18 protein-coding genes are annotated in these 19,187 nt (G+C 68.1%); 10 read left to right on the forward strand and 8 right to left on the reverse strand.

Features of this window, described 5'->3' with window-relative positions; translation table 11 throughout:
- Positions 1 to 28 precede the first annotated feature (28 nt).
- The 10 genes from GNX71_RS32525 to GNX71_RS32570 all read left to right on the forward strand — a co-directional run bounded on the left by GNX71_RS32525 (position 29) and on the right by GNX71_RS32570 (position 11,879).
- Positions 29 to 1,654, forward strand: a complete 1,626-nt coding sequence (locus GNX71_RS32525) for an MFS transporter (RefSeq protein ID WP_206176197.1) — start codon at positions 29 to 31, stop codon at positions 1,652 to 1,654.
- Positions 1,655 to 1,871: 217 nt separating this feature from the next.
- Complete coding sequence (locus GNX71_RS32530) at positions 1,872 to 4,397, forward strand: autotransporter outer membrane beta-barrel domain-containing protein (protein ID WP_241027110.1); 2,526 nt, start codon at positions 1,872 to 1,874, stop codon at positions 4,395 to 4,397.
- 144 nt (positions 4,398 to 4,541) lie between these two features.
- A complete protein-coding gene (locus GNX71_RS32535) occupies positions 4,542 to 5,363 on the forward strand; it encodes a creatininase family protein (protein WP_206176199.1) in 822 nt (273 codons plus the stop codon).
- A 13-nt stretch (positions 5,364 to 5,376) separates the two neighbouring features.
- Complete coding sequence (locus GNX71_RS32540) at positions 5,377 to 6,177, forward strand: ABC transporter ATP-binding protein (RefSeq protein WP_206176200.1); 801 nt, start codon at positions 5,377 to 5,379, stop codon at positions 6,175 to 6,177.
- A complete protein-coding gene (locus tag GNX71_RS32545; RefSeq protein WP_206176201.1) occupies positions 6,155 to 7,036 on the forward strand; it encodes an ABC transporter permease subunit in 882 nt (293 codons plus the stop codon). Before GNX71_RS32540 ends, GNX71_RS32545 begins: the two co-directional genes overlap by 23 nt.
- 4 nt (positions 7,037 to 7,040) lie before the next feature.
- Positions 7,041 to 8,405 carry an FAD-binding oxidoreductase gene (locus GNX71_RS32550; protein ID WP_206176202.1) on the forward strand — a complete coding sequence of 455 codons (1,365 nt, stop codon included), beginning with the start codon at positions 7,041 to 7,043 and terminating at the stop codon, positions 8,403 to 8,405.
- Between the two features lie 56 nt (positions 8,406 to 8,461).
- On the forward strand, positions 8,462 to 9,490 hold the full coding sequence (locus GNX71_RS32555; protein WP_206176203.1) for an ABC transporter substrate-binding protein: 1,029 nt from the start codon (positions 8,462 to 8,464) through the stop codon (positions 9,488 to 9,490).
- A gap of 152 nt (positions 9,491 to 9,642) precedes the next feature.
- The gene (locus tag GNX71_RS32560; RefSeq protein WP_206176204.1) at positions 9,643 to 10,233 is read left to right on the forward strand and encodes an NAD(P)H-dependent oxidoreductase; all 591 of its coding nucleotides are present in this window, start codon (positions 9,643 to 9,645) and stop codon (positions 10,231 to 10,233) included.
- Positions 10,234 to 10,260: 27 nt separating this feature from the next.
- Entirely contained in the window at positions 10,261 to 11,220 is a 960-nt protein-coding gene (locus tag GNX71_RS32565) for a PDR/VanB family oxidoreductase (protein WP_206176205.1), read from the forward strand.
- Positions 11,221 to 11,222: 2 nt separating this feature from the next.
- Positions 11,223 to 11,879 (forward strand): TetR family transcriptional regulator C-terminal domain-containing protein, encoded by a 657-nt coding sequence (locus tag GNX71_RS32570; RefSeq protein ID WP_241027111.1) that lies wholly within the window; start codon positions 11,223 to 11,225, stop codon positions 11,877 to 11,879.
- Positions 11,880 to 11,889: 10 nt separating this feature from the next.
- On the opposite strand, the gene GNX71_RS32575 is transcribed toward GNX71_RS32570, so the two are convergent.
- Genes GNX71_RS32575 through ltnD form a run of 8 tightly spaced genes read right to left on the reverse strand, consistent with a single transcriptional unit; the run spans position 11,890 to position 19,172 of the window.
- Positions 11,890 to 12,348 (reverse strand): RidA family protein, encoded by a 459-nt coding sequence (locus GNX71_RS32575; RefSeq protein WP_206176207.1) that lies wholly within the window; start codon positions 12,346 to 12,348, stop codon positions 11,890 to 11,892.
- On the reverse strand, positions 12,345 to 13,541 hold the full coding sequence (locus tag GNX71_RS32580) for an amidohydrolase family protein (RefSeq protein WP_206176208.1): 1,197 nt from the start codon (positions 13,539 to 13,541) through the stop codon (positions 12,345 to 12,347). The genes GNX71_RS32575 and GNX71_RS32580 overlap by 4 nt, the downstream gene beginning before the upstream one ends.
- Complete coding sequence (gene otnI, locus GNX71_RS32585; protein WP_206176209.1) at positions 13,538 to 14,356, reverse strand: 2-oxo-tetronate isomerase; 819 nt, start codon at positions 14,354 to 14,356, stop codon at positions 13,538 to 13,540. Before otnI ends, GNX71_RS32580 begins: the two co-directional genes overlap by 4 nt.
- 12 nt (positions 14,357 to 14,368) lie before the next feature.
- The gene (locus GNX71_RS32590; RefSeq protein WP_206176210.1) at positions 14,369 to 15,034 is read right to left on the reverse strand and encodes an aldolase; all 666 of its coding nucleotides are present in this window, start codon (positions 15,032 to 15,034) and stop codon (positions 14,369 to 14,371) included.
- Positions 15,031 to 16,302, reverse strand: a complete 1,272-nt coding sequence (gene otnK, locus GNX71_RS32595; RefSeq protein ID WP_206176211.1) for a 3-oxo-tetronate kinase — start codon at positions 16,300 to 16,302, stop codon at positions 15,031 to 15,033. Before otnK ends, GNX71_RS32590 begins: the two co-directional genes overlap by 4 nt.
- A gap of 3 nt (positions 16,303 to 16,305) precedes the next feature.
- Positions 16,306 to 17,325 (reverse strand): D-erythronate dehydrogenase, encoded by a 1,020-nt coding sequence (gene denD, locus GNX71_RS32600; protein ID WP_206176212.1) that lies wholly within the window; start codon positions 17,323 to 17,325, stop codon positions 16,306 to 16,308.
- Positions 17,326 to 17,352: 27 nt separating this feature from the next.
- Positions 17,353 to 18,246, reverse strand: coding sequence for an alpha/beta hydrolase (locus GNX71_RS32605; RefSeq protein ID WP_206176213.1), 894 nt, complete (start codon positions 18,244 to 18,246; stop codon positions 17,353 to 17,355).
- On the reverse strand, positions 18,243 to 19,172 hold the full coding sequence (gene ltnD, locus GNX71_RS32610) for an L-threonate dehydrogenase (protein WP_206176214.1): 930 nt from the start codon (positions 19,170 to 19,172) through the stop codon (positions 18,243 to 18,245). Before ltnD ends, GNX71_RS32605 begins: the two co-directional genes overlap by 4 nt.
- Positions 19,173 to 19,187: the final 15 nt, after the last annotated feature.

Here is a 19,187-nt window from a genome sequence, read left to right on the forward strand (position 1 = left end):
AAAAAACCGCGCGCCACAATAGCGCCACATGCCACCGATAACGACCGAAGAGACACCCCTTCCGCCCACGCGGCCGCAACCCTCGAAGTTCGCGGCGCTCGAGCCCCTGAAGCTCCCCGTGTTCCGCATGCTGTGGAGCACCTGGCTCATCGCCAACATCTGCATGTGGATGAACGATGTGGCCGCGGCGTGGATGATGACCTCGCTGACCACCTCGCCGATCTGGGTCGCGCTGGTGCAGTCGGCCTCCACGCTGCCCGTCTTCCTGCTGGGCCTTCCGAGCGGCGCGCTGGCCGACATCCTGGACCGCCGGCGCTGGCTGGTGGCCACCCAGTTCTGGCTGGCCGGCACGGCCATCGTGCTGTGCGCGGCACTGGCGCTCGACCTGATGACGGCGCCCCTCTTGCTCGCGCTCACCTTCGCCAACGGCATCGGCCTGGCGCTGCGCTGGCCGGTGTTCTCGGCCATCGTGCCCGAGCTGGTGCCGCGCCCTCAACTACCGGCGGCGCTGGGGCTGAACGGCATCGCGATGAACGCCTCGCGCATCGTCGGCCCGCTCACGGCCGGCATGCTGATCGCGAGCGCGGGGACCATCTGGGTGTTCGCACTCAATGCGGTGCTGTCGGTGGCCTCGGGCTTCGTGGTGCTGCGCTGGCGGCGCGAGCACACGCCCAATCCGCTGGGGCGCGAGAAGCTCATCAGCGCGATGCGCGTGGGCGTGCAGTTCGTGCGGCAGTCGCAGCGCATGCGGGCGGTGCTCACGCGCATCTCGATCTTCTTCTTTCACTCGACGGCGCTGCTCGCGCTGCTGCCGCTGCTGGCGCGCAACCTCAAGGGCGGGGATGCGGGCACCTTCACGCTGCTGCTGGCCGCGATGGGCTCGGGCGCGATCGTCGCGGTGCTGTTCCTGCCGCGGCTGCGCCAGGCGATGGGGCGCGACCAGCTGGTGCTGCGCGGCACGCTGCTGCAGTCGGGCGCGACGGCGGTAATGGCCTTCGCGCCCAATGCGTGGGTGGCGGTGCCGGCGATGTTCTTCGGCGGCATGGCGTGGATCACGGTGGCCAATTCGCTCTCGGTGTCGGCGCAGCTCGCATTGCCCGACTGGGTGCGGGCGCGCGGCATGTCGATGTACCAGATGGCCATCATGGGCGCGAGCGCGATCGGCGCGGCGCTCTGGGGCCAGGTGGCGACGATGACGGCGCTGCACCACAGCCTGGCGATTGCAGCGGTGAGCGGCACGCTGCTGATGCTCGTCGCCCTGCGCTGGGTGACCGACGTCACGGGCGAGGACGACACCAGCCCCGCCGAAGCCGGCTGGGCCGCCGGCCCGCCGGCCGAGGCGCCGCAGGAAGAGGGCCGCGTGGTGATCACGGTCGAATACCTGATCGAGCCGGCGCGCGCCGCCGCCTTCCACATCGTGATGCAGCAGACACGCCGCGCGCGCCTGAGCCAGGGCGCCATCGGGTGGGAGCTGCTGCACGACATCGCGCAGCCCAGCCGCTACGTGGAGCAGATCGTGGACGAGTCGTGGACCGATCACCTGCGCCGCTTCAACCGCGCGACGGCCAGCGACATGGTGCTGCGGGAGCGGCGGCTGGCGTTCCATATCGGCGAAACCTCGCCGGTCGTGACGCGGTACATCGTCCGGCGCTGAGGGCCGGGCGCCGGGGATCGGGCCCGGCGAATACGGAAGTTCGTAGGTTTCCGAATTGTTAATTGCACTGAATAATGGGCAAGGGGTCGATACAGGCCCCTTGCGGACGTGCAGAAAACAAGAAGGAGCAAGGACCATGCGTTTGGAGCAGCGCCCCCTATCTTCCCGCCGCACACCGGCATCTCCTCTCACTTGTATCGTGGCCGCCCTTGCGGGAATGGCCGGCGGCACCGCCAGCGCGGCGTGCGGCCCCACCGCCACGCCGGGCACCGGCCAGAGCGTGGTCTGCGACGGCACGACGACCGGCTCGGCCAGCGTGATCGCCGCGCCGGGCAGCACCGGCGTTGCCATCACCGTGGACAGCGGCGCCACGTTGACCACCAACGCCACGCAGGTCCTGCTGGTGCGCGATGCCAGCACGATCACGAACAACGGCAGCATCACGGTCTCGGGCGGTTCGGGCTCGGCGCGCGCGGCGATGGTGGCCACGGGCAACGACAACACGATGACCAACAACGGCGCCATCCGCACCACGAGCGGCGGCACCTCGGGCATCCTGGTGACGTCGAACAGCAGCACGCGCACGCTCATCACCAACAACGGCACGATCACCACCTCGGGCGGCAGCTCGCATGGCATCTCCACGCTGGGCCCGGGCAACACGATCATCAACAACGGCACCATCACGGTGGGCGGCACGTCGGCCAAGGGCGTGTACATGCAGGGCGGCAACCTGGTGACCAACCTCCTGGTCAACACCGGCAGCATCGCCACCACGGGCGCCAACTCGCCGGCGGGCGGCGCCGATGCCGTGCATGCCAACACCCTGGGCGGGACCTTCTTCTCGCGCGTGGAAAACCGCGCCGGCGGCTCGATCTCGAGCGCCAACGGCTACGGCTACCGCGGCCAGAACGGCAACGACACGCTGGTCAATGCCGGCACCATCGAGGGCCACGGCGGGGCCGACAACACCGACGCGATCTACATGGGCGCCCTGGGCACCGGCACGCTGATCCTGCAGACCGGCTCGGTCATCAGGGGCGGCGCGGACGGCGGCGGTGCGCGCTCGGACACCTTCCTCGAAGGCCGCGGCACGGTGGACAACGCCTTCCGCAGTTTCCGGAATTTGACGATGCGCGGCACCGAATGGTCGTGGCTCACCGATGCGAGCTTCTCGGAGTCGGTACGGATCGAGTCGGGCCGCTTCAATCTCCCCGCCACGCTGACCAGCCCGGTCATCAACGTGCTCCCCGGCACCACGGTCGCCGGCACCGGCACCTTCGCGGGCAACGTGACGAACCAGGGCACGCTTTTGCCCGGCCCGAACGACGGCGTGAACTTCGGCGCCTTCACGGTGCGCGGCAACTACCTGGGCAACGGAGCGCTGATGCAGATCAACACCGTGCTGGCCGGCGACAACGCGCCTTCCGACCGGCTGGTGATCGACGGCGGCGCGGCCTCGGGCGGCACCGCGATCCGCGTGGTCAACCGCGGCGGCATGGGCGCGCCGACGCTGGCCGACGGCATCCTGGTGGTGCAGACGGTCAACGGCGGCACCACGGCCACCCAGGCGTTCTCGCTCGCGCAGCCGGTCGAGGCCGGTGCGTACACCTATCGCCTGTTCCGCGGCGGCGCGGCCGGCAACAACCCGGACAACTGGTACCTGCGCAACAGCGGCTACCTGGTCGGCGGCGTGGTGGTGGGGTCGGTCACCGAGGCGCTCGAGGTCGCCGCGGAAACGCCGAACGTGCCCGGCGCGCCGGCGCCCGTCGTCGAGCAGGTCAAGCTCTACCGGCCCGAGGTGGCGCTCTACAGCAGCGTGCCGCTGGTGGTGCGCCAGCTCGGCCTCGCGCAGCTGGGCAGCTTCCACGACCGACAGGGCAACCAGCAGCTGCTTGCGGACGACGAAGGCCGGCAGGCTTCCTGGGGGCGGGTCTTCGGCGAAAGCACGCGCCAGCGCCTGCGCGGCGATGCGAATCCGCAGTTCGACGGCAACATCCACGGGCTGCAGCTGGGCCACGATTTCCTGGTGGGCACCGACGCCTCGGGCGGACGCCACCGCGTGGGCCTGCTCGGCGGCTACACGCGGGCGAGCGGCGACACCAGCGGCATGGCGGGCGGCGCGACCAACGCGGCCACCGGACGCCTGAGCGTCGAGGGCTACGGCCTGGGCGCGTACTGGACGCGCGTGGCGGCGAGCGGCTGGTACAGCGACGCCGTGCTCATGGCCACGCGCTTCAAGACCGATGCGCAGTCCACGCTCGGGCGCGGCGGCCGGCCGCATGGCAAGACGATCACCGCCTCGCTCGAAGCCGGCTATCCGTTCGCGCTGGGCGACAACGTCTCGCTGCAACCGCAGGTGCAGCTGATCTGGCAGCGCAGCTCGGTCGACGATTTCGACGACGGCCTCTCCACCGTGCGCTTCCAGCGCGACAACGCCGTCACCGGGCGCCTCGGCGCGCGGCTGGAGGGCCGCTTCAGCGCCGCGGGCGGCACCTGGAAGCCGTACGCCAAGGCCAACCTCTGGCACACCTTCAGCGGCACCAACGCGCTCTTCTTCGGCCCGACCGACCAGGTCGCCAACCGGCGCAACGCGAGCGCGCTCGAAGTGGGTGCGGGCGTGGTGGGGCAGGTGAGCAAGACGGTGGCGATGTACGGCGGGCTCGCGTACACGCGGGCCATTGGCAACGACGGCGAGCGGTCCGGCATGCAGGGGCAGGTGGGGATGCGGGTGCGCTGGTAACCGGATGCCGTTGACCAGTTGATCTGGTTTGGGTGGCGTTTTCGGATGCGCGCACAGGCGTACGGGTAATTGCGGAGCTACTTTTTTTGACCGAATGGATGATTTAAGTCATCATCCGGCCGTCGCGTCACGAGGTATCCCCCGATGAATCCGCCCCAACTGCGCAGCCGCTTCTGGTCCGACCTGACCAGCGAAGAGTTCTCCCGCCTGGACCGCGAACGGCTCATCGCCGTGTTGCCGGTGGGTGCCACCGAGCAGCACGGTCCGCACCTGCCGATGTCGACCGACACCGCCACCATCGACGGCATGGTGCGCGCCACGCTCCCGCACCTGCCCGACGACCTGCCGGTGCTGTTTCTCCCCACCGTGCCCTACGGCAAGAGCAACGAGCACTCGCGCTACCCGGGCACGCTCACCGTGTCGGCCAACACGCTGATCTCGCTGTGGAAGGACATCGGCGCCTGCGTCGCCAAGGCCGGCGTGCGCAAGCTCGTGCTCTACAACAGCCACGGCGGCCAGATGAGCGTGATGGACATCGTGGCACGCGACCTGCGTGAGGAGCACGACATGATGGTCGTCGCCGCCAACTGGTACACGCTGGGCCTGCCTGAGGGCCTGTTCACCGCGCACGAGGGCAAGCACGGCATCCATGCGGGCGATCTCGAAAGCTCGGTGATGCTGCATCTCACGCCGGACTACGTGCGGAAGGACCAGTTCCAGAACTTCAGCTCGATGACCGAGCAACTCGCGGCGGAGAACAAGTTCCTCTCGATCACCCCGAGCGGCAAGCTCGGCTGGCAGATGCACGACATCAACCCCTCGGGCGCGGCCGGCGATGCCACGCGCGCCACCGCCGAGAAGGGCGCCGCGGTGCTCGACCATGTGGGCCGTCGCTTCGTCGAATTGCTGCATGAGGTGGACCGCTTCCCGCTGTCGCGCCTCGCCAACGAACCTGCCTGGCGCTAGGCTCGCGCACACCATGGAAAGCACCACGCCATCCACCCCGCCGCTGGTCAGCCTGCGCCACGTCAGCAAGCGCTTTGCCAACGGCACGCTCGCGCTGCAGGGCATGACGCTCGATATCGGCGAGCACGACTTCATCAGTTTTCTCGGCCCCTCGGGCTGCGGCAAGAGCACGGCGCTGCGGCTCATCGCGGGGCTCACCCGGCTCAGCTCGGGCGAGATGCACTGGTCCGGCGCCAACACCGGCAAGACGCAGAGCGACCGAGACCTGGGCTTCGTGTTCCAGGAGCCCACGCTCATGCCCTGGGCCAAGGTGTTCGACAACGTGTGGCTGCCGCTCAAGCTGGCCGGCCAGAGCCGCGATGCGGCGGCGCCGGTCGTGCAGCAGGTGCTGGAGATGGTCGGCCTCTCGCGCTTTGCCGACGTGTACCCGCGCGAGCTCTCGGGCGGCATGAAGATGCGCGTGTCGATTGCGCGCGCGCTGGTCACGCACCCGCGCCTGCTGCTGATGGACGAGCCCTTCGCCGCGTTGGATGAAATGACGCGCATCAAGCTCAACAACGACCTGCTCGCCATCTGGCGCGAGCACCGCTTCTCGGTGGTGTTCGTCACGCACAGCGTGTACGAGTCTGTGTATCTGTCGAACCGCATCGTGGTGATGGCCGCGCGCCCGGGCCGCGTCATTGACGAAATCCGCATCGACGAGCCTTATCCGCGTGGCGAGGAATTCCGCACCTCGAGCCGCTACAACGCGCATTGCACTGCTGTCTCGCAATCCCTGCACGGAGCCCTGCATGGCGTCGACATCGATCACTGAACCCGTGGCCCTCGCGGATGTGGACACGGCGCCCTCCGAAGCCTCACTGCGCGCGCGCGAAGACCGGCTGCGCCGCCGCGAATCGCTCTTGCGCATCGTCGTGCCCGCGGCCATCGTCGCGCTGCTGCTGCTCATCTGGGAATGGACGGTGCGCGCCAACAACATCCCGCACTACATCCTGCCCGCGCCCTCGCTCATCCTGAAGACGCTGTTCGACAACTGGGACACGCTCTCCAGCGCGCTCTGGTTCACCGTGAAGCTCACGCTGCTCGCGCTGCTGGCGGCCATCGTCGGCGGCGTGCTGCTAGCGGTCGCGTTCGCGCTCTTCAAGTGGGTGGAGATCGGCCTCTTCCCGATCGCGGTGATCCTGCAGGTGACGCCGATCATCGCGATCGCGCCGCTGATCCTGATCTACGTGTCGAGCACCACCGCGGCGCTGCTGCTGTGCGCGTGGATCGTGGCGTTCTTCCCGATCCTGTCGAACACCGTCATCGGCCTCAAGAGCGCCGACAGCAACCTGCGCGACCTGTTCCAGCTCTACAAGGCCTCGCCCTGGCAGACCTTCCGCTATTTGCTCGCGCCGAGTGCGCTGCCGTACTTCATGGCGGGGCTGAAGATCGCTGGCGGGCTGAGCCTGATCGGCGCGGTGGTGGCGGAGTTCACTGCGGGCACGGCGGGCAAGGAAACGGGGTTGGCCTCGCGCATCCTCGAATCGAGCTTCCGCACCGAGATCCCGATGATGTTCGCCGCGCTGCTCCTGGTGTCTCTGCTCGGCATCGTGATCTTCATCGTGTTCGCCGCCCTCTCGCGCATGGTGCTGGGGCATTGGCACGAGAGCGAGATGCGTCGTGAACGCTAGGGCGATGCACACGGTCATCGACTGGGACGCCGTGCGCGAAGACCTGCGCGGACTCAACCTGATCACCGCACCCAGCCAGCGCAAGCAGCTTTCAAAAGACTTCTACTGGTACAGCCCCATCCTCACCGCGCAGCTCGCGGGCTGCGTGGCCGACCTCGTGGTGAAGGTCAGCACCGAGGACGACGTGCGGCAGGCCGCGGCGGTCGCCGCGAAGTGGAAGCTGCCCCTCACCGTGCGCGCGGGCGGCACCGGCAACTACGGCCAGTGCGTGCCGCTCGAAGGCGGCATCGTGCTCGACGTGACGCAGATGTGCCGCGTGCTCGACATCCAGGACGGCCGCATGCGCGTGGAAGCCGGCGCGCGCATGCACGACATCGACCTTGCCGCGCGCGAGACCGGGCAGGCGCTGCGCATGTGGCCCTCGACCTGGCATGTGGCCAGCATCGGCGGCTTCATCGCGGGCGGCTTCGGCGGCATCGGATCGTTTCGCCACGGCATCCTGCGCGACCCCGGCAACCTGCTGCGCGCGCGCGTGATGACGGTGGAGCGCGAGCCACGCGTCATCGAGTTGCAGGGCGACGAGATCCAGCAGGTGCACCACGCCTACGGCACCAACGGCGTGATCCTCGACGTCGAGGTGGCGCTGAGCCCGGCGGTCGACTGGGTGCATTGCACGGTGCTCTTCGAGACGTACCGCGGCGCGCTCGACTTCGGCATCGCGGCGCAGGCGCCAACGCTCGACATCTTTTTGCTGTCTACCGTGGAAGCGCGTTTCTCGCCCTACTACACGGCGATGCGCGACCGCTTTCCGATCGACCGGCATGCGGTGTTCACCATGGTCTCGCCCGAGTCGATGGCCGAGTTCCGCGCGTTGGCCGATGCGCACGGCGGCACGATCTCCGTCGCAGGCACCGAGGCCGAACTGCTCGCCGACGGCTTGCCGCCCGCCTACGAGTGCGCCTTCAACCACACGACGCTGCAGGCGCTGAAGGCCGACCGCGGCTGGACCTATCTGCAGGTCGCGTATGCGCAACCGTTCGATCCTTCGGTGGTCGAGCGTCATCTGCAAATCTTCGGCGACGACGTGCTGCAGCACCAGGACTTCGCACGTGCCAACGGCGAGTGCGGCACCTTCGGCATCCTGCTCGTGCGCTGGAAGGGCGAGGCGCACCAGTACGAGGTGATCCGCGAGATCGAGTCGCAAGGCGGCTGCCAGATCTTCAACCCGCATGTGGTCACCATCGAGGACGGCGGCATGAAGACCATCGACACGCAGCAGATCGAGTTCAAGAAGCGCAGCGACCCGATGGGTTTGATGAACCCCGGAAAAACACGCGGATGGCACCCGGACATGGCCGTCGAACGCTGAAAAGATTTAGTCTCCGCATCCCGTACTTTTCAAAACCTCCACAGGAGCACGTTCCCATGCGCATCCCCGCTTTCAATCTCCGACCGCTCGCCCTCGGCCTGGCGCTCGCGGGCGCCGCCTTCGCCGCGCAGGCGCAGGAAAAAGTGGTGTTCGCCACCAACTGGAAAGCGCAGGCCGGCCACGGCGGCTTCTACCAGGCGCTGGTGGACGGCACCTACAAGAAGTACGGCCTCGATGTGGACATCCAGCAGGGCGGCCCGATGGTCAACAACCGGCCCATGCTGCCGGCCGGCAAGGTCGACTTCCTCATGACCGGCAACCTGCTGCAGTCCTTCGACAACGTGAAGAACGGCGTGCCCACCGTGGTGGTCGCGGCCTTCTTCCAGAAGGACCCGCAGGCCATCTTCGCGCACCCGGGCCAGGGCTTCGACACCTTCAAGGACATGACCAAGGCGCCCGTGGCCTTCATCGGCAAGGACGGCCAGTTCAGCTTCTGGCAGTGGATGAAGTCCGAGCACGGCTTCAAGGATTCGCAGCTCAAGCCCTACACCTTCAACGTCGGCCCGTTCCTCGCGGACAAGAAGTCGATCCAGCAGGGCTATGCGATTTCGGAGCCGCTGTCGATCAAGGCGCAGGCCGGGTTCGATCCGGTGGTGCAGCTGCTGGCCGACAACGGCTTCTCGACCTACTCGACCACCATCGAGACGCGCGCCGACCTCATCAAGACCAGGCCCGAGACGGTCCGCAAGTTCGTCGAGGCCTCGATCATCGGCTGGAACAACTACCTCTACGGCGACAACAAGGCGGCCAACGAGATGATCGCCAAGATCAACCCCGACTCGCCTGTGGCCGCATCGCAAGGCTCGATCGACCTCATGAAGAAGATGGGCATCGTGGACAGCGGCGAATCGCTCACCAAGGGCATCGGCGCCATGGACGAAGCCCGCGTGAAGGACTTCTACGACAAGATGGTCAAGGCCGGTCTCTACAAGACGGGCGAGGTCGATCTCTCGAAGGTCGTGACCATGCAGTTCGTGAACAAGGGCGTCGGTGTCGACGTTCGCAAGAAGCTCACCGGCAAGTAAGCCGTCCCGCTTCGCCATTGTTTTTCCCGTGGGTCGCGCGGGGCTTGCGCCGGGGTCAGATGCCGGCGCCTGGGTTGCCATAAGGCACCGCGCGGCCTTTCACTCCTTGGGCTCTGACCCCGTCTCGCCGACAGGCGAACCGGCCCTCCACCATGAAAACGCTCGTCGTCCACTGCCATCCGAACCCTGACAGCTTCAACCACGCGCTCTACCGCACCGCTCTCGAAGCGCTCGAACACCGGCACACCGTCCGGGCCATCGACCTCTACGCCGAGGGCTTCGATCCGACGCTCACCCGCGAAGAGCGCATCGCCTACATCGACAACCCCGACCTGATCCGCGAACGTGTGAAGCCACATGTCGACGCGCTGCTGTGGGCCGAGCACCTGGTGTTCGTGTTCCCCATCTGGTTCTACGGGCCGCCGTCCATGCTCAAGGGCTGGCTGGAGCGGGTCTGGCTGCCGGGCGTGGCCTTCCTGCCGGCCGAGCGCAAGGGCCAGCTCACGAAGTCGGGCATGCGCCACATCCGGCGGCTCACGGTGGTGACCACGGGTGGCTCGCCGCGCTGGTTCCTGAAAGTGATCGGCGACCCCTGCCGGCGACTGTTCACGCGGGGCCTGCGCGCACTGTTCGCATGGCGCTGCAAGGTGACGTGGCTGCAGCTGCACGACATGAACGCCGTCACCGAACGCGACCGCACGCATTTCATCGAGCGCGTTTCGCGCAAGCTGCAGAACATCTAGAGAGCAGAGAGAAGGAGACACCACACCATGAGCCTCGAACGCACGCTGACCGTCCGCGTCGAACGCATCTCGCGCGAGACGCCGGAGATCCTGGCCTTCGAGCTGGCGCATCCGTGGGGGCGCGCGCTGCCGGGGTACGAGGCGGGGGCGCACATCGACGTGCACATGCCGGGCGGGTTCTCGCGGCAGTACTCGTTGGCGCGGGCACCGTCGAATGCACCTTCATACGTGATCGGCGTGAAGCGCGAGCTTGCGAGCCGCGGCGGATCGGCCTCGATGCACGAGCGCGTGCGGGAGGGCGACCTGATCGCGATCAGCACGCCGCGCAATACCTTTCCGCTGCGCGAAGAAGCCACGCATCACTTGCTGATGGCGGGTGGCATCGGCATGACGCCGCTGCTCGCGATGGCCCAGGCGCTCGCGGCGCGCGGTGCGTCGTTCACGCTGTGCGTGTTCGCGCGCAGCGAAGAGCACCTGGCGTTTGCCGATGCGTTGCGCGATCCCGCGCTCGCGCCGCACCTGCGCCTGCACCTGGACCAGGGCGATGCATCGCAGCGCATCGACCTGCAAACGCTGCTGGCCGATCGCGCGCCGGGCACCCATCTCTACGTCTGCGGCCCCGGCGGCTTCATGAAGGCGGTGCGCGACGCAGCCGCGCACTGGCCCGAAGACGCGTTGCACACCGAGTACTTCGCGGCACCGACAGATGCCAACACGACCACCGGCCTGCCCTTCACGCTGAAGCTCGCGCAGCGTGGCATCACGGTGCCGGTGGCGGCCGACCAGACGGCCGTCGATGCGCTGCACGAAGTCGGCATCGACATTCCCGTGTCCTGCCAGCAGGGCCTGTGCGGCACCTGCGTGGTCGAGGGCGATGGCGACGGCGCCGAGCACCGTGACTTCTGCCTCACGGGCACCGAGCGGCGCAGCAAGGTGGCGCTGTGCTGCTCGCGCGCCAAGGGCCTCGAACTGGTGCTGCAGCTGTGAGCATGGAAGAGAAGGACATCGAGAGCGAAAGCGAAGCACCGGCCACGCGCGGCCGGTCGCGCAAGTACACGCAGGTGCTGGGCGTCATCTACCAGGCCGCCATCGAGGTGTTCGCGAGCGAGGGGCTGGCCGGCGCATCGACGCAGGCCATCGCCGACAAGGCCGGGCTCTCGAAGGCGCAGCTGCACTACTACATCGACAGCAAGGAAGCGCTCTACCGGCTGGTGCTGCAGGACATCCTGAACGACTGGATCGTGGTGTTCGGCTTCAGCGACGAAGCCTTCGGTCCGCGCAAGGTGCTGAGCGACCTGATCCACCGCAAGATGGTGTTCTCGTTCCAGCACCCGCTGCGCTCGCGCATCTTCACCGCCGAGATGATGCGCGGCGCACCGGTGCTCAACACGATGATGGACACGAGCAAGGCGCGCACCGACCAAGCCGCCGCCGTGATCCAGAACTGGATGAACCAAGGCCTGATGGACAAGGCCGACCCGATGCTGGTGCTGTTCCACATCTGGGCGGTGACGCAGTTCTATGCGGACCATGCGACGCAGGCCGCGTATTTCCGCAACGTCGCGCAGGACGGCGACGACAAGGACCGGGGCTACCTGATCGCGCAGGTGACGGATTTCCTGCTGAAGGGGGCGGGAGTCAAGTAGCCGCGCCGCATCAACGCTGTGGAAGGTACATGGTGGCTTCGACTTCGACCAGCACCTCGTCCCCCGGCAGGAAACGCGACACCTCGACCACCGTGCTCACCGGCGGCTCGCCCGGATAGAAGAGGCCGCGCACGCGGTTGTAGAACGCGTAGTGCGGCAGGTGGCGGAAGTACTGCACCAGCTTGACCACGTCGTCCATCGTGCCGCCATGCTCGGCCGCAATCTGGCGGATGCGCTCGAGCACGAACCAGCTCTGCGCGACGATGGCCGCCTCGAACACATCGACCGACATCTGGCCGGTGGCGTAGCCCACGCCCTGCAATGCGGTGCGCGCTTCCTCGGGAATGTCGTCGTAGCCCGCGACGGCGCGACGCTTGGCCGGATCGACCGCGACCACGCCGCTCATGAAAACGAAATCGCCGACGCGTTTGGCGGCGGCGTAGTTGGCCATTGGCTTGCCCATGCTCATTGTGTTTTCTCCAGAATTCGACCGCTGCGGATCACCGTGCGCTGCCGCCCGCGCGGGCCGATGAGCTCATGCTCATCGGTGGCCGCGAGCAGCACCAGGTCCGCGGGGCAGCCCGGTGCGATGCGGCCGTCCCACGCGAGGCCAAGCGCCTTCGCGGGGCTGACGGTGATCGCATCGAGCCAGTCGCCCGCGGGCGCGAGGTGCGCCATCTGCACGCCGAGGCCGAAGGTCTCCACGAGGTCGTAGCTGCCGTAGGGATAAAAGGCGTCCTGCACGTTGTCCGTGGCCAGGCTCGCACGCAAGCCCCGTGCCGCCGCCTCGTGGATGCGCGTGATGCCGCGCGGCACGGGCGTGCGGTCCCAGGCGCCTTGCAGGTAGAGGTTGGTGGTGGGCAGCGCGACGATGTGGATTCCGGCGCCGGCGCACAGTGCGAGCGTTTCGTTGGCGACTGCATCGTCCTGCACCGAGAGCGAACAGCAGTGGCCGCAGACGACGCCTTGCTTGAAGTCGCGCGCACGCACGAGTTGGGCGATGCTGCGCAGGCCCGTGGCTTCGGCATCGAGCCCTTCATCGACATGGAAGTCGAGGCCGAGGCCGTGCTGCTGTGCGAGATCGAACACGCGGCCCAGCTTGTGGACAATGCCTTCGTTGCGGTAGACGAACGCACCGAGCACGCCGCCCGCGCGCTTCACCTCACTGGCGATGCGCTCACGCGCCGCGAGGTCCGAGAACACGTCGAGCGGGGTGAGCGAGACGAACTGCAGTTCGACGCGGCCGCGCCATTCCTCGCGCAGTGCTTCGAACACGGCCAACGCGGCCGGCGGTTCGGGCTGCACCCAGTCGATGTGCGTGCGCAGCGCGCGTGTGCCCGACCGCCAGGCGTCGTGCAGCGCGCGTTCCATGCGCAGGCGCAGCGTTTCGCCGGTCCAGCCGGCGCGGTGCTTTTCCATGCGCCCGATGGCCGCGAACAGGTTGCCCTGCGCCGCGCCCACTTCCTGCACCGTGTAGTTCTTGTCGATGTGCGCATGCGCCTCGACCAGCGCACTCAGCAGCGTGCCGCGCGCCTGTCTCTGCGAGGCACTGGGCACGATGGCCGTGACCTTGTCGCCATCGAGCGTGATATCGAAGACCTGCGCATCGCCCACCGCAAAGCCACGCAGCGGCGCCGGAATGCGCAGCGCCTCGAGCTTCATGCGCGCTGTTGCAGTGCGCGCAGCCAGCCCAGGCCCGCGGAAGTGCCGCCGGGCTCCGAGCCGCGCTTGGGCTTGTACTCGCAGCCGACCCAGCCCTGCCAGCCGCTTTGCTTCGAGACCTCGTCGATCACGTCGAAGAGATAGCCGTAGTTCTGCTCGCCGATATCGGGCTCGTGGCGCTCGGGCACGCCGGCGATCTGCAGGTGGCCGACGCGGCCGGTGGGCAGGTACTTGCGGATCTTCATCGCCACGTCGCCTTCGACGATCTGGCAGTGGTACAGGTCCATCTGCACCTTGAGGTTCGGCGCGCCTACCGTTTCGACGATCTCGTGCGCATGGTCTTGCCGGTTGAGGAAGAAGCCGGGGATGTCGCGCGTGTTGATCGGCTCGATCAGCACGTCGCGGCCCGCCTTCGCGGCTTCTTCGGCGGCCCAGCGCAGGTTGTCGAGGTACACGGGCTGCACCGCATCGCGCTGCAAGTCTTGCGGTACGAGGCCGGCCATGACGTGGATGCGCGGGCAGTCGAGCGCCACGGCGTAGTCGATGGCTTTGGCGATGCCATCGCGGAACTCGGCGTCGCGGCCGGGCAGGCATGCAAGGCCGCGCTCGCCGCCCTCCCAGTTGCCGGGCGGACCGTTGAAGAGCACCTGCTGCAGGCCGTTGTGCTTCAGGCGCGCGACGATGTCTTCCTTCGAGAAGGCATAGGGGAACAGGTATTCGACGGCCTTGAAGCCGTCTTTGGCGGCGGCATCGAAACGGTCGAGGAAATCGAGCTCGGGATAGAGCATCGAGAGGTTGGCGGCGAATTGAGGCATGGGTTGCTTTGATTACCAGCGCGCACCGAAGGTGGTGCGCAGTTCATCGATCTGATCGGCATCCAGCGGCGCGGGCCTTGCGGCACCGGTGAGCATCTGGAGCCTGGCGGTTTCCTCGAGTTCCTCAAGCACGGCCATCGCGGCGGCCGGCGTCTCGTGCCACACGTTGGGTCCGAGGCGTTCGAGCATCACGGCGCGGATGGGCGTGCCCGCGGCGCCGAAGCGCTCTATGGCTTGCGCCACCTTTTCTGCCGCTTCAGGCGCGCCGGGGCGGTGGTACGGAATGAGCGGCACATGGCCGACCTTCATCACGAAGTAGGGCGTGAGCGCGGGCAGCAGTTCGCCGCCCGACGCGTTCAGCGTGAGCGCCACGCAATGCGTGCTGTGCGTGTGAATCACGCAGGCCGTCTGTGCATCGAACTGGCGCGCGGCTGCGTAGATGCGCGTGTGCAGCGCGATGGTCTTGCTGGCGCGGTCACCACCGACCTGCTTGCCGTCCGCATCGAGCCGCGCAAGCCGCGCCGGATCGAGAAAGCCCAGGCACGCATCGGTCGGCGTGATGAGGAAGCCATCGTCCAGCCGCACGCTGATGTTGCCCGCCGTCGCATGCACGTAGCCGCGCTCGAACAGGCTGCGGCCGACCCGGCAGATTTCTTCGCGCGCTTGGTTCTCGGTCATGCCAGCACTGTAAAGGCCTTGGTGAAGAAATCGTCGCCGCCGAAGTTGCCGGACTTGAGCGCGATGTGCACCCCCGCGCCCTGCGCGGCTTCCGCGCGCGCGTGGCACCACGGCACGCCGGGGTCGATCTGCGGGCCGATCTGCATCTGCGCGATGCCCAGCGCCTGCACGCACGCGCCCGAGGTTTCGCCGCCCGCGACGACCAGTTGGCGCACGCCCTGGTCGACCAGGCCGCGTGCGATGGCGGCGATGGTGCGCTCGACCATCGCACCGGCCTCGTCGACACCGAGCTTGCCCTGCACCGATTTCACGGCGCCGGCTTCGGCGGTGGAATAGACCAGCACCGGTTGCTTGCCGACCAGCGGCGCGGCCCAGGCCAGCGCTTCGGCCGCCACATCGACACCTGCCGCAATGCGCAGCGGGTCGATCGCCAGCGCCGCGCCGCCGCGCTGGATGAAGTCGAGCACCTGCCGGTTGGTGGCGAGCGAGCAGCTGCCCGACACCACCGCGCGCAGCCCGCCCGCTGCCGGCAATGCGCTGGCTTGCGACGAAGGGGCAAGGCCGAAGTTCGCTGGCAGCCCGATGGCCACGCCCGAACCCGCGGTGACCAGCGGCATCTTCGCGAGCGCCGGGCCGAGGCGCAGCAAATCATCGTTCGACACCGCATCGACGATGGCGATCGAGATGCCCTCGCTCTTCAACTGCGCGATGCGCTCGGTGATCGCAGCATCGCCGCGCGCCACCACCGTGTGGTCGATCAACCCGACCTTGCGCATGCACTGCGCCTGCAGCACGCGCACGAGGTTGGCATCGGTCATCGGCGTGAGCGGATGGTTCTGCATGCCGCTCTCGTTGAGCAGCACATCGCCCGCGAACAGGTAGCCCTTGAAGACGGTGCGCTTGTTGTCGGGGAAGGCAGGCGTGGCGATGGTGAAGTCGCATTCGAGCGCATCCATCAGCGCCTCGGTGACCGGGCCGATGTTGCCCTGCGGTGTGCTGTCGAAAGTCGAGCAGTACTTGAAGTAGATCTGCTGCGCGCCCTGCGCCTGCAGCCAGCGCAGCGCGTCGAGCGATTGCGCGATGGCCTCGGCCGGCGCGATGGTGCGCGACTTGAGCGCGACCACGACGGCATCGACGTCCGCATCGAGCGGCGTGGCCGGCACGCCGATGGCCTGCACCACGCGCATGCCCGCGCGCACGAGGTTGTTGGCGAGGTCGGTCGCGCCGGTGAAATCGTCGGCGATGCAGCCGAGCACTAGTTTGCCCATGGATCAGTCCTTGGTAGCGACAGGCAGTTTCACGGCCTGCGGGTTCTCGCGCACGTAGTCGCGCAGGATGGCGTCGAAGCTCGCGTCGGCCTTGAGGCCCAGCGCTTCTGCGCGCGCGGCGTGGATGCGACTCGGCCAGCTGGTGACGATCTTGGCGACCTGCGCATCGGGCGTCCAGTCGATCAAACCCGTGGCGTCCTTGCCCGCGATGCGTTCGAGCGCATCGGCCATCTCGCGCACGGTGGTGGTCAGCGCGGGCAGGTTGATGGCGGTGCGCGCGCCCCATTCGGTCGCGCTCGCGGTGGCCGCGCGCACGATGCCGGCGACGGTGTTGCCGGGCGACGCCAGTGCGACCGGCGTTTCGGGTGCCACGGGGCAGCGCGCACGCTCGCCGGCTAGCGGCTCGCGCAGCATGCCGCTCAGGAAGCTGGAGGCCGCACCGTTGGGCCGGCCTGGTCGCACCGACACCGTCATGAGCCGCACGTTGCGGCCCTGCACGAAGCCCTTGCGCGTGAAGTCGGCCACGAGCTGCTCGCCGATGAATTTCTGGATGCCATAGCTGTTCTGCGGCGTCGGCAGCGTGGTGTCCTCGATCACCGCGGGCAGGCGCTGCTCGGGCGAATCGCCGAACACCGCGACCGAGCTGGAGAACACGAACACCGGCGCATGGCCCGCACGGCGGCAGGCGTCGAGCAGTGCGCGGGTGGTGTCGAGGTTGCTGCGCATGCCGAGGTCGAAATCGGCTTCGCATTCGCCGCTCACTGCCGCGGCGAGGTGGAAGACGGCATCGGTGTCGGCCAGTGGCAGCACGCCATTGCCGGCCTGCTCGTAGAGATCGCCCTGCACGAATTGGATGCGCGTATCGGCTGCGAGGTCGGCGGGCGGCGTCACGCGGTCGGCCAGCGTGATGCGCGAGATGTCTTTGGCTGCGCCGCCAGCCAATGCGAGCGGGCCGCCCGCGAGCAGCGTGCGCGCGAGCCGTGCGCCGAGAAAGCCGCAGCCGCCGGTGATGAGGATGTTCATGGTGTCGTCTTGTCTTTGCGAGTTCGTTCAGGAAATGGCGGGCAGGAAGCGCAGCAGCGCATCGGCGACCGCCTCGGGCGCTTCGCGCTGCGGGAAATGACCCACGCCGTCGAGCAGTTCGCGGCGGTACGGGCCGCTGAAGAAACGCTCCTTGCCGACCGAGGTGTCGGGATGATTGCAGCTGTCGGCCGCGCCATGCAACACGAGCGTCGGCACCGGCAGCACCGGTGCAGGGTTGAGCGCGGCGTCGTCCGCCGCATAGCGCGGATCGCCGGGCGTGAAGCCCCAGCGATGGCGGTACGAATGCAGCACCACCTTCGCCCAGTCGTCACCTTCGAAGGCGGCGGCGGTGGCCTCGAATTCGGCGGGGTCGTACCAGCCCTCGGGTGCCCAGGTGTTCCACATCGTTCGCGTGAAGGCGATGCGGTCGTCGTGCACCGTGCGCTCGCCGCGCGGCGTGGCCATGTACCAGTGGTACCAGTAGTTGCGCGCCTGTTCGAGCGCCATCGGCTGGTCGGGGGCGTTGGTGCCGTAGCCGACGGACATCAGCACCAACGCACGCGCCATCTCGGGCCGGAGGCCGCATGCGTTGGCGACCGCGCGGGCGCCCCAGTCGTGGCCGACCAGCGCGGGCTTGTCGAGGCCGAGCGCATCGATGAAGTCGAGCAGGTCGCGGCCCAGCGCCGAGAGCTGGCCGCTGCGCGGCGTGTCGCCGTGCAGGAAGCGCGTGGGCGCGAAGCCGCGCAGTGCAGGGGCGAGCACGCGCCAACCGGCGGCGGCGAGCTTCGGCGCCACGCCGTGCCAGCAGCGCGGGCTGTCGGGCCAGCCGTGCATCAGCACGACGGTCGCGGTGCCGCCGGGGTTCCATTCTTCATAGCCGATGTGCAGCAGTGGGGTGTCGACGGTCTTGATGTCGCTCATGAGGCTTTTCCTTTCGCGGCCGGCAGTTCGATGCCCGGGAAGATCTTGATGACCGCACTGTCGTCCTCGCGCGCGAAGCCCGCGGTCGATGCCTGCATGAACATCTGGTGCGCGGTGGACGACAGCGGCAGCGGAAACTTGCTCGCGCGCGCCACGTCGAGCACGAGCCCCAGGTCCTTCACGAAGATGTCGACGGCCGACAGCGGCGTGTAGTCGCCCGCGAGCACGTGCGCCATGCGGTTCTCGAACATCCAGCTGTTGCCTGCGCTGTGCGTGATGACTTCGTAGAGCGCGTCCGGGTCCACGCCCTCGCGCAGGCCCAGCGCCATCGCTTCGGCGGCCGCGGCGATGTGCACGCCGGCCAGCAGCTGGTTGATGACCTTCACCTTGCTGCCCGCGCCGGCCGAATCGCCGAGGCGGTAGACCTTGGCGGCCATCGCGTCGAGCATGCCGCCGGCCTTGGCATAGGCGGCGGGCGTGCCGGCGGTCATCATCGTCATCTGGCCGCTCGCGGCCTTGGCGGCGCCGCCGGAGATCGGCGCGTCGAGGTACAGGATGCCCTGCGCCGCGAGGCGCGCTTCGAGCGCGACGGACCAGTTCGGATCGACGGTGGAGCACATCACGAAGAGGCTGCCGGGCTTCATCGACGCTGCACAACCGGGCGTGGTGCCGTCGCCGAACAGCACCGATTCGGTCTGCGCCGCATTGACGACCACGCTGACCACGATGTCGCACTGCGCGCCAAGCGCGGCGAGCGTGTCGCAGGCCGTGCCGCCATCGCGCGCAAAGGCTTCGGCGACGCCGGGGCGCACGTCGAACACATGCGGCGCGTGGCCCGCGCGGCGCAGCGATTGCGCCATGCCGCTGCCCATGGCGCCGAGGCCCACGAGGCCGACGACGGGGGTGTTGCTGGGGGTGTCTGTCATGGTGTCGTTTCTCCG

This window comes from Variovorax sp. RKNM96, from assembly GCF_017161115.1.
Classification (GTDB): domain Bacteria; phylum Pseudomonadota; class Gammaproteobacteria; order Burkholderiales; family Burkholderiaceae_C; genus Variovorax.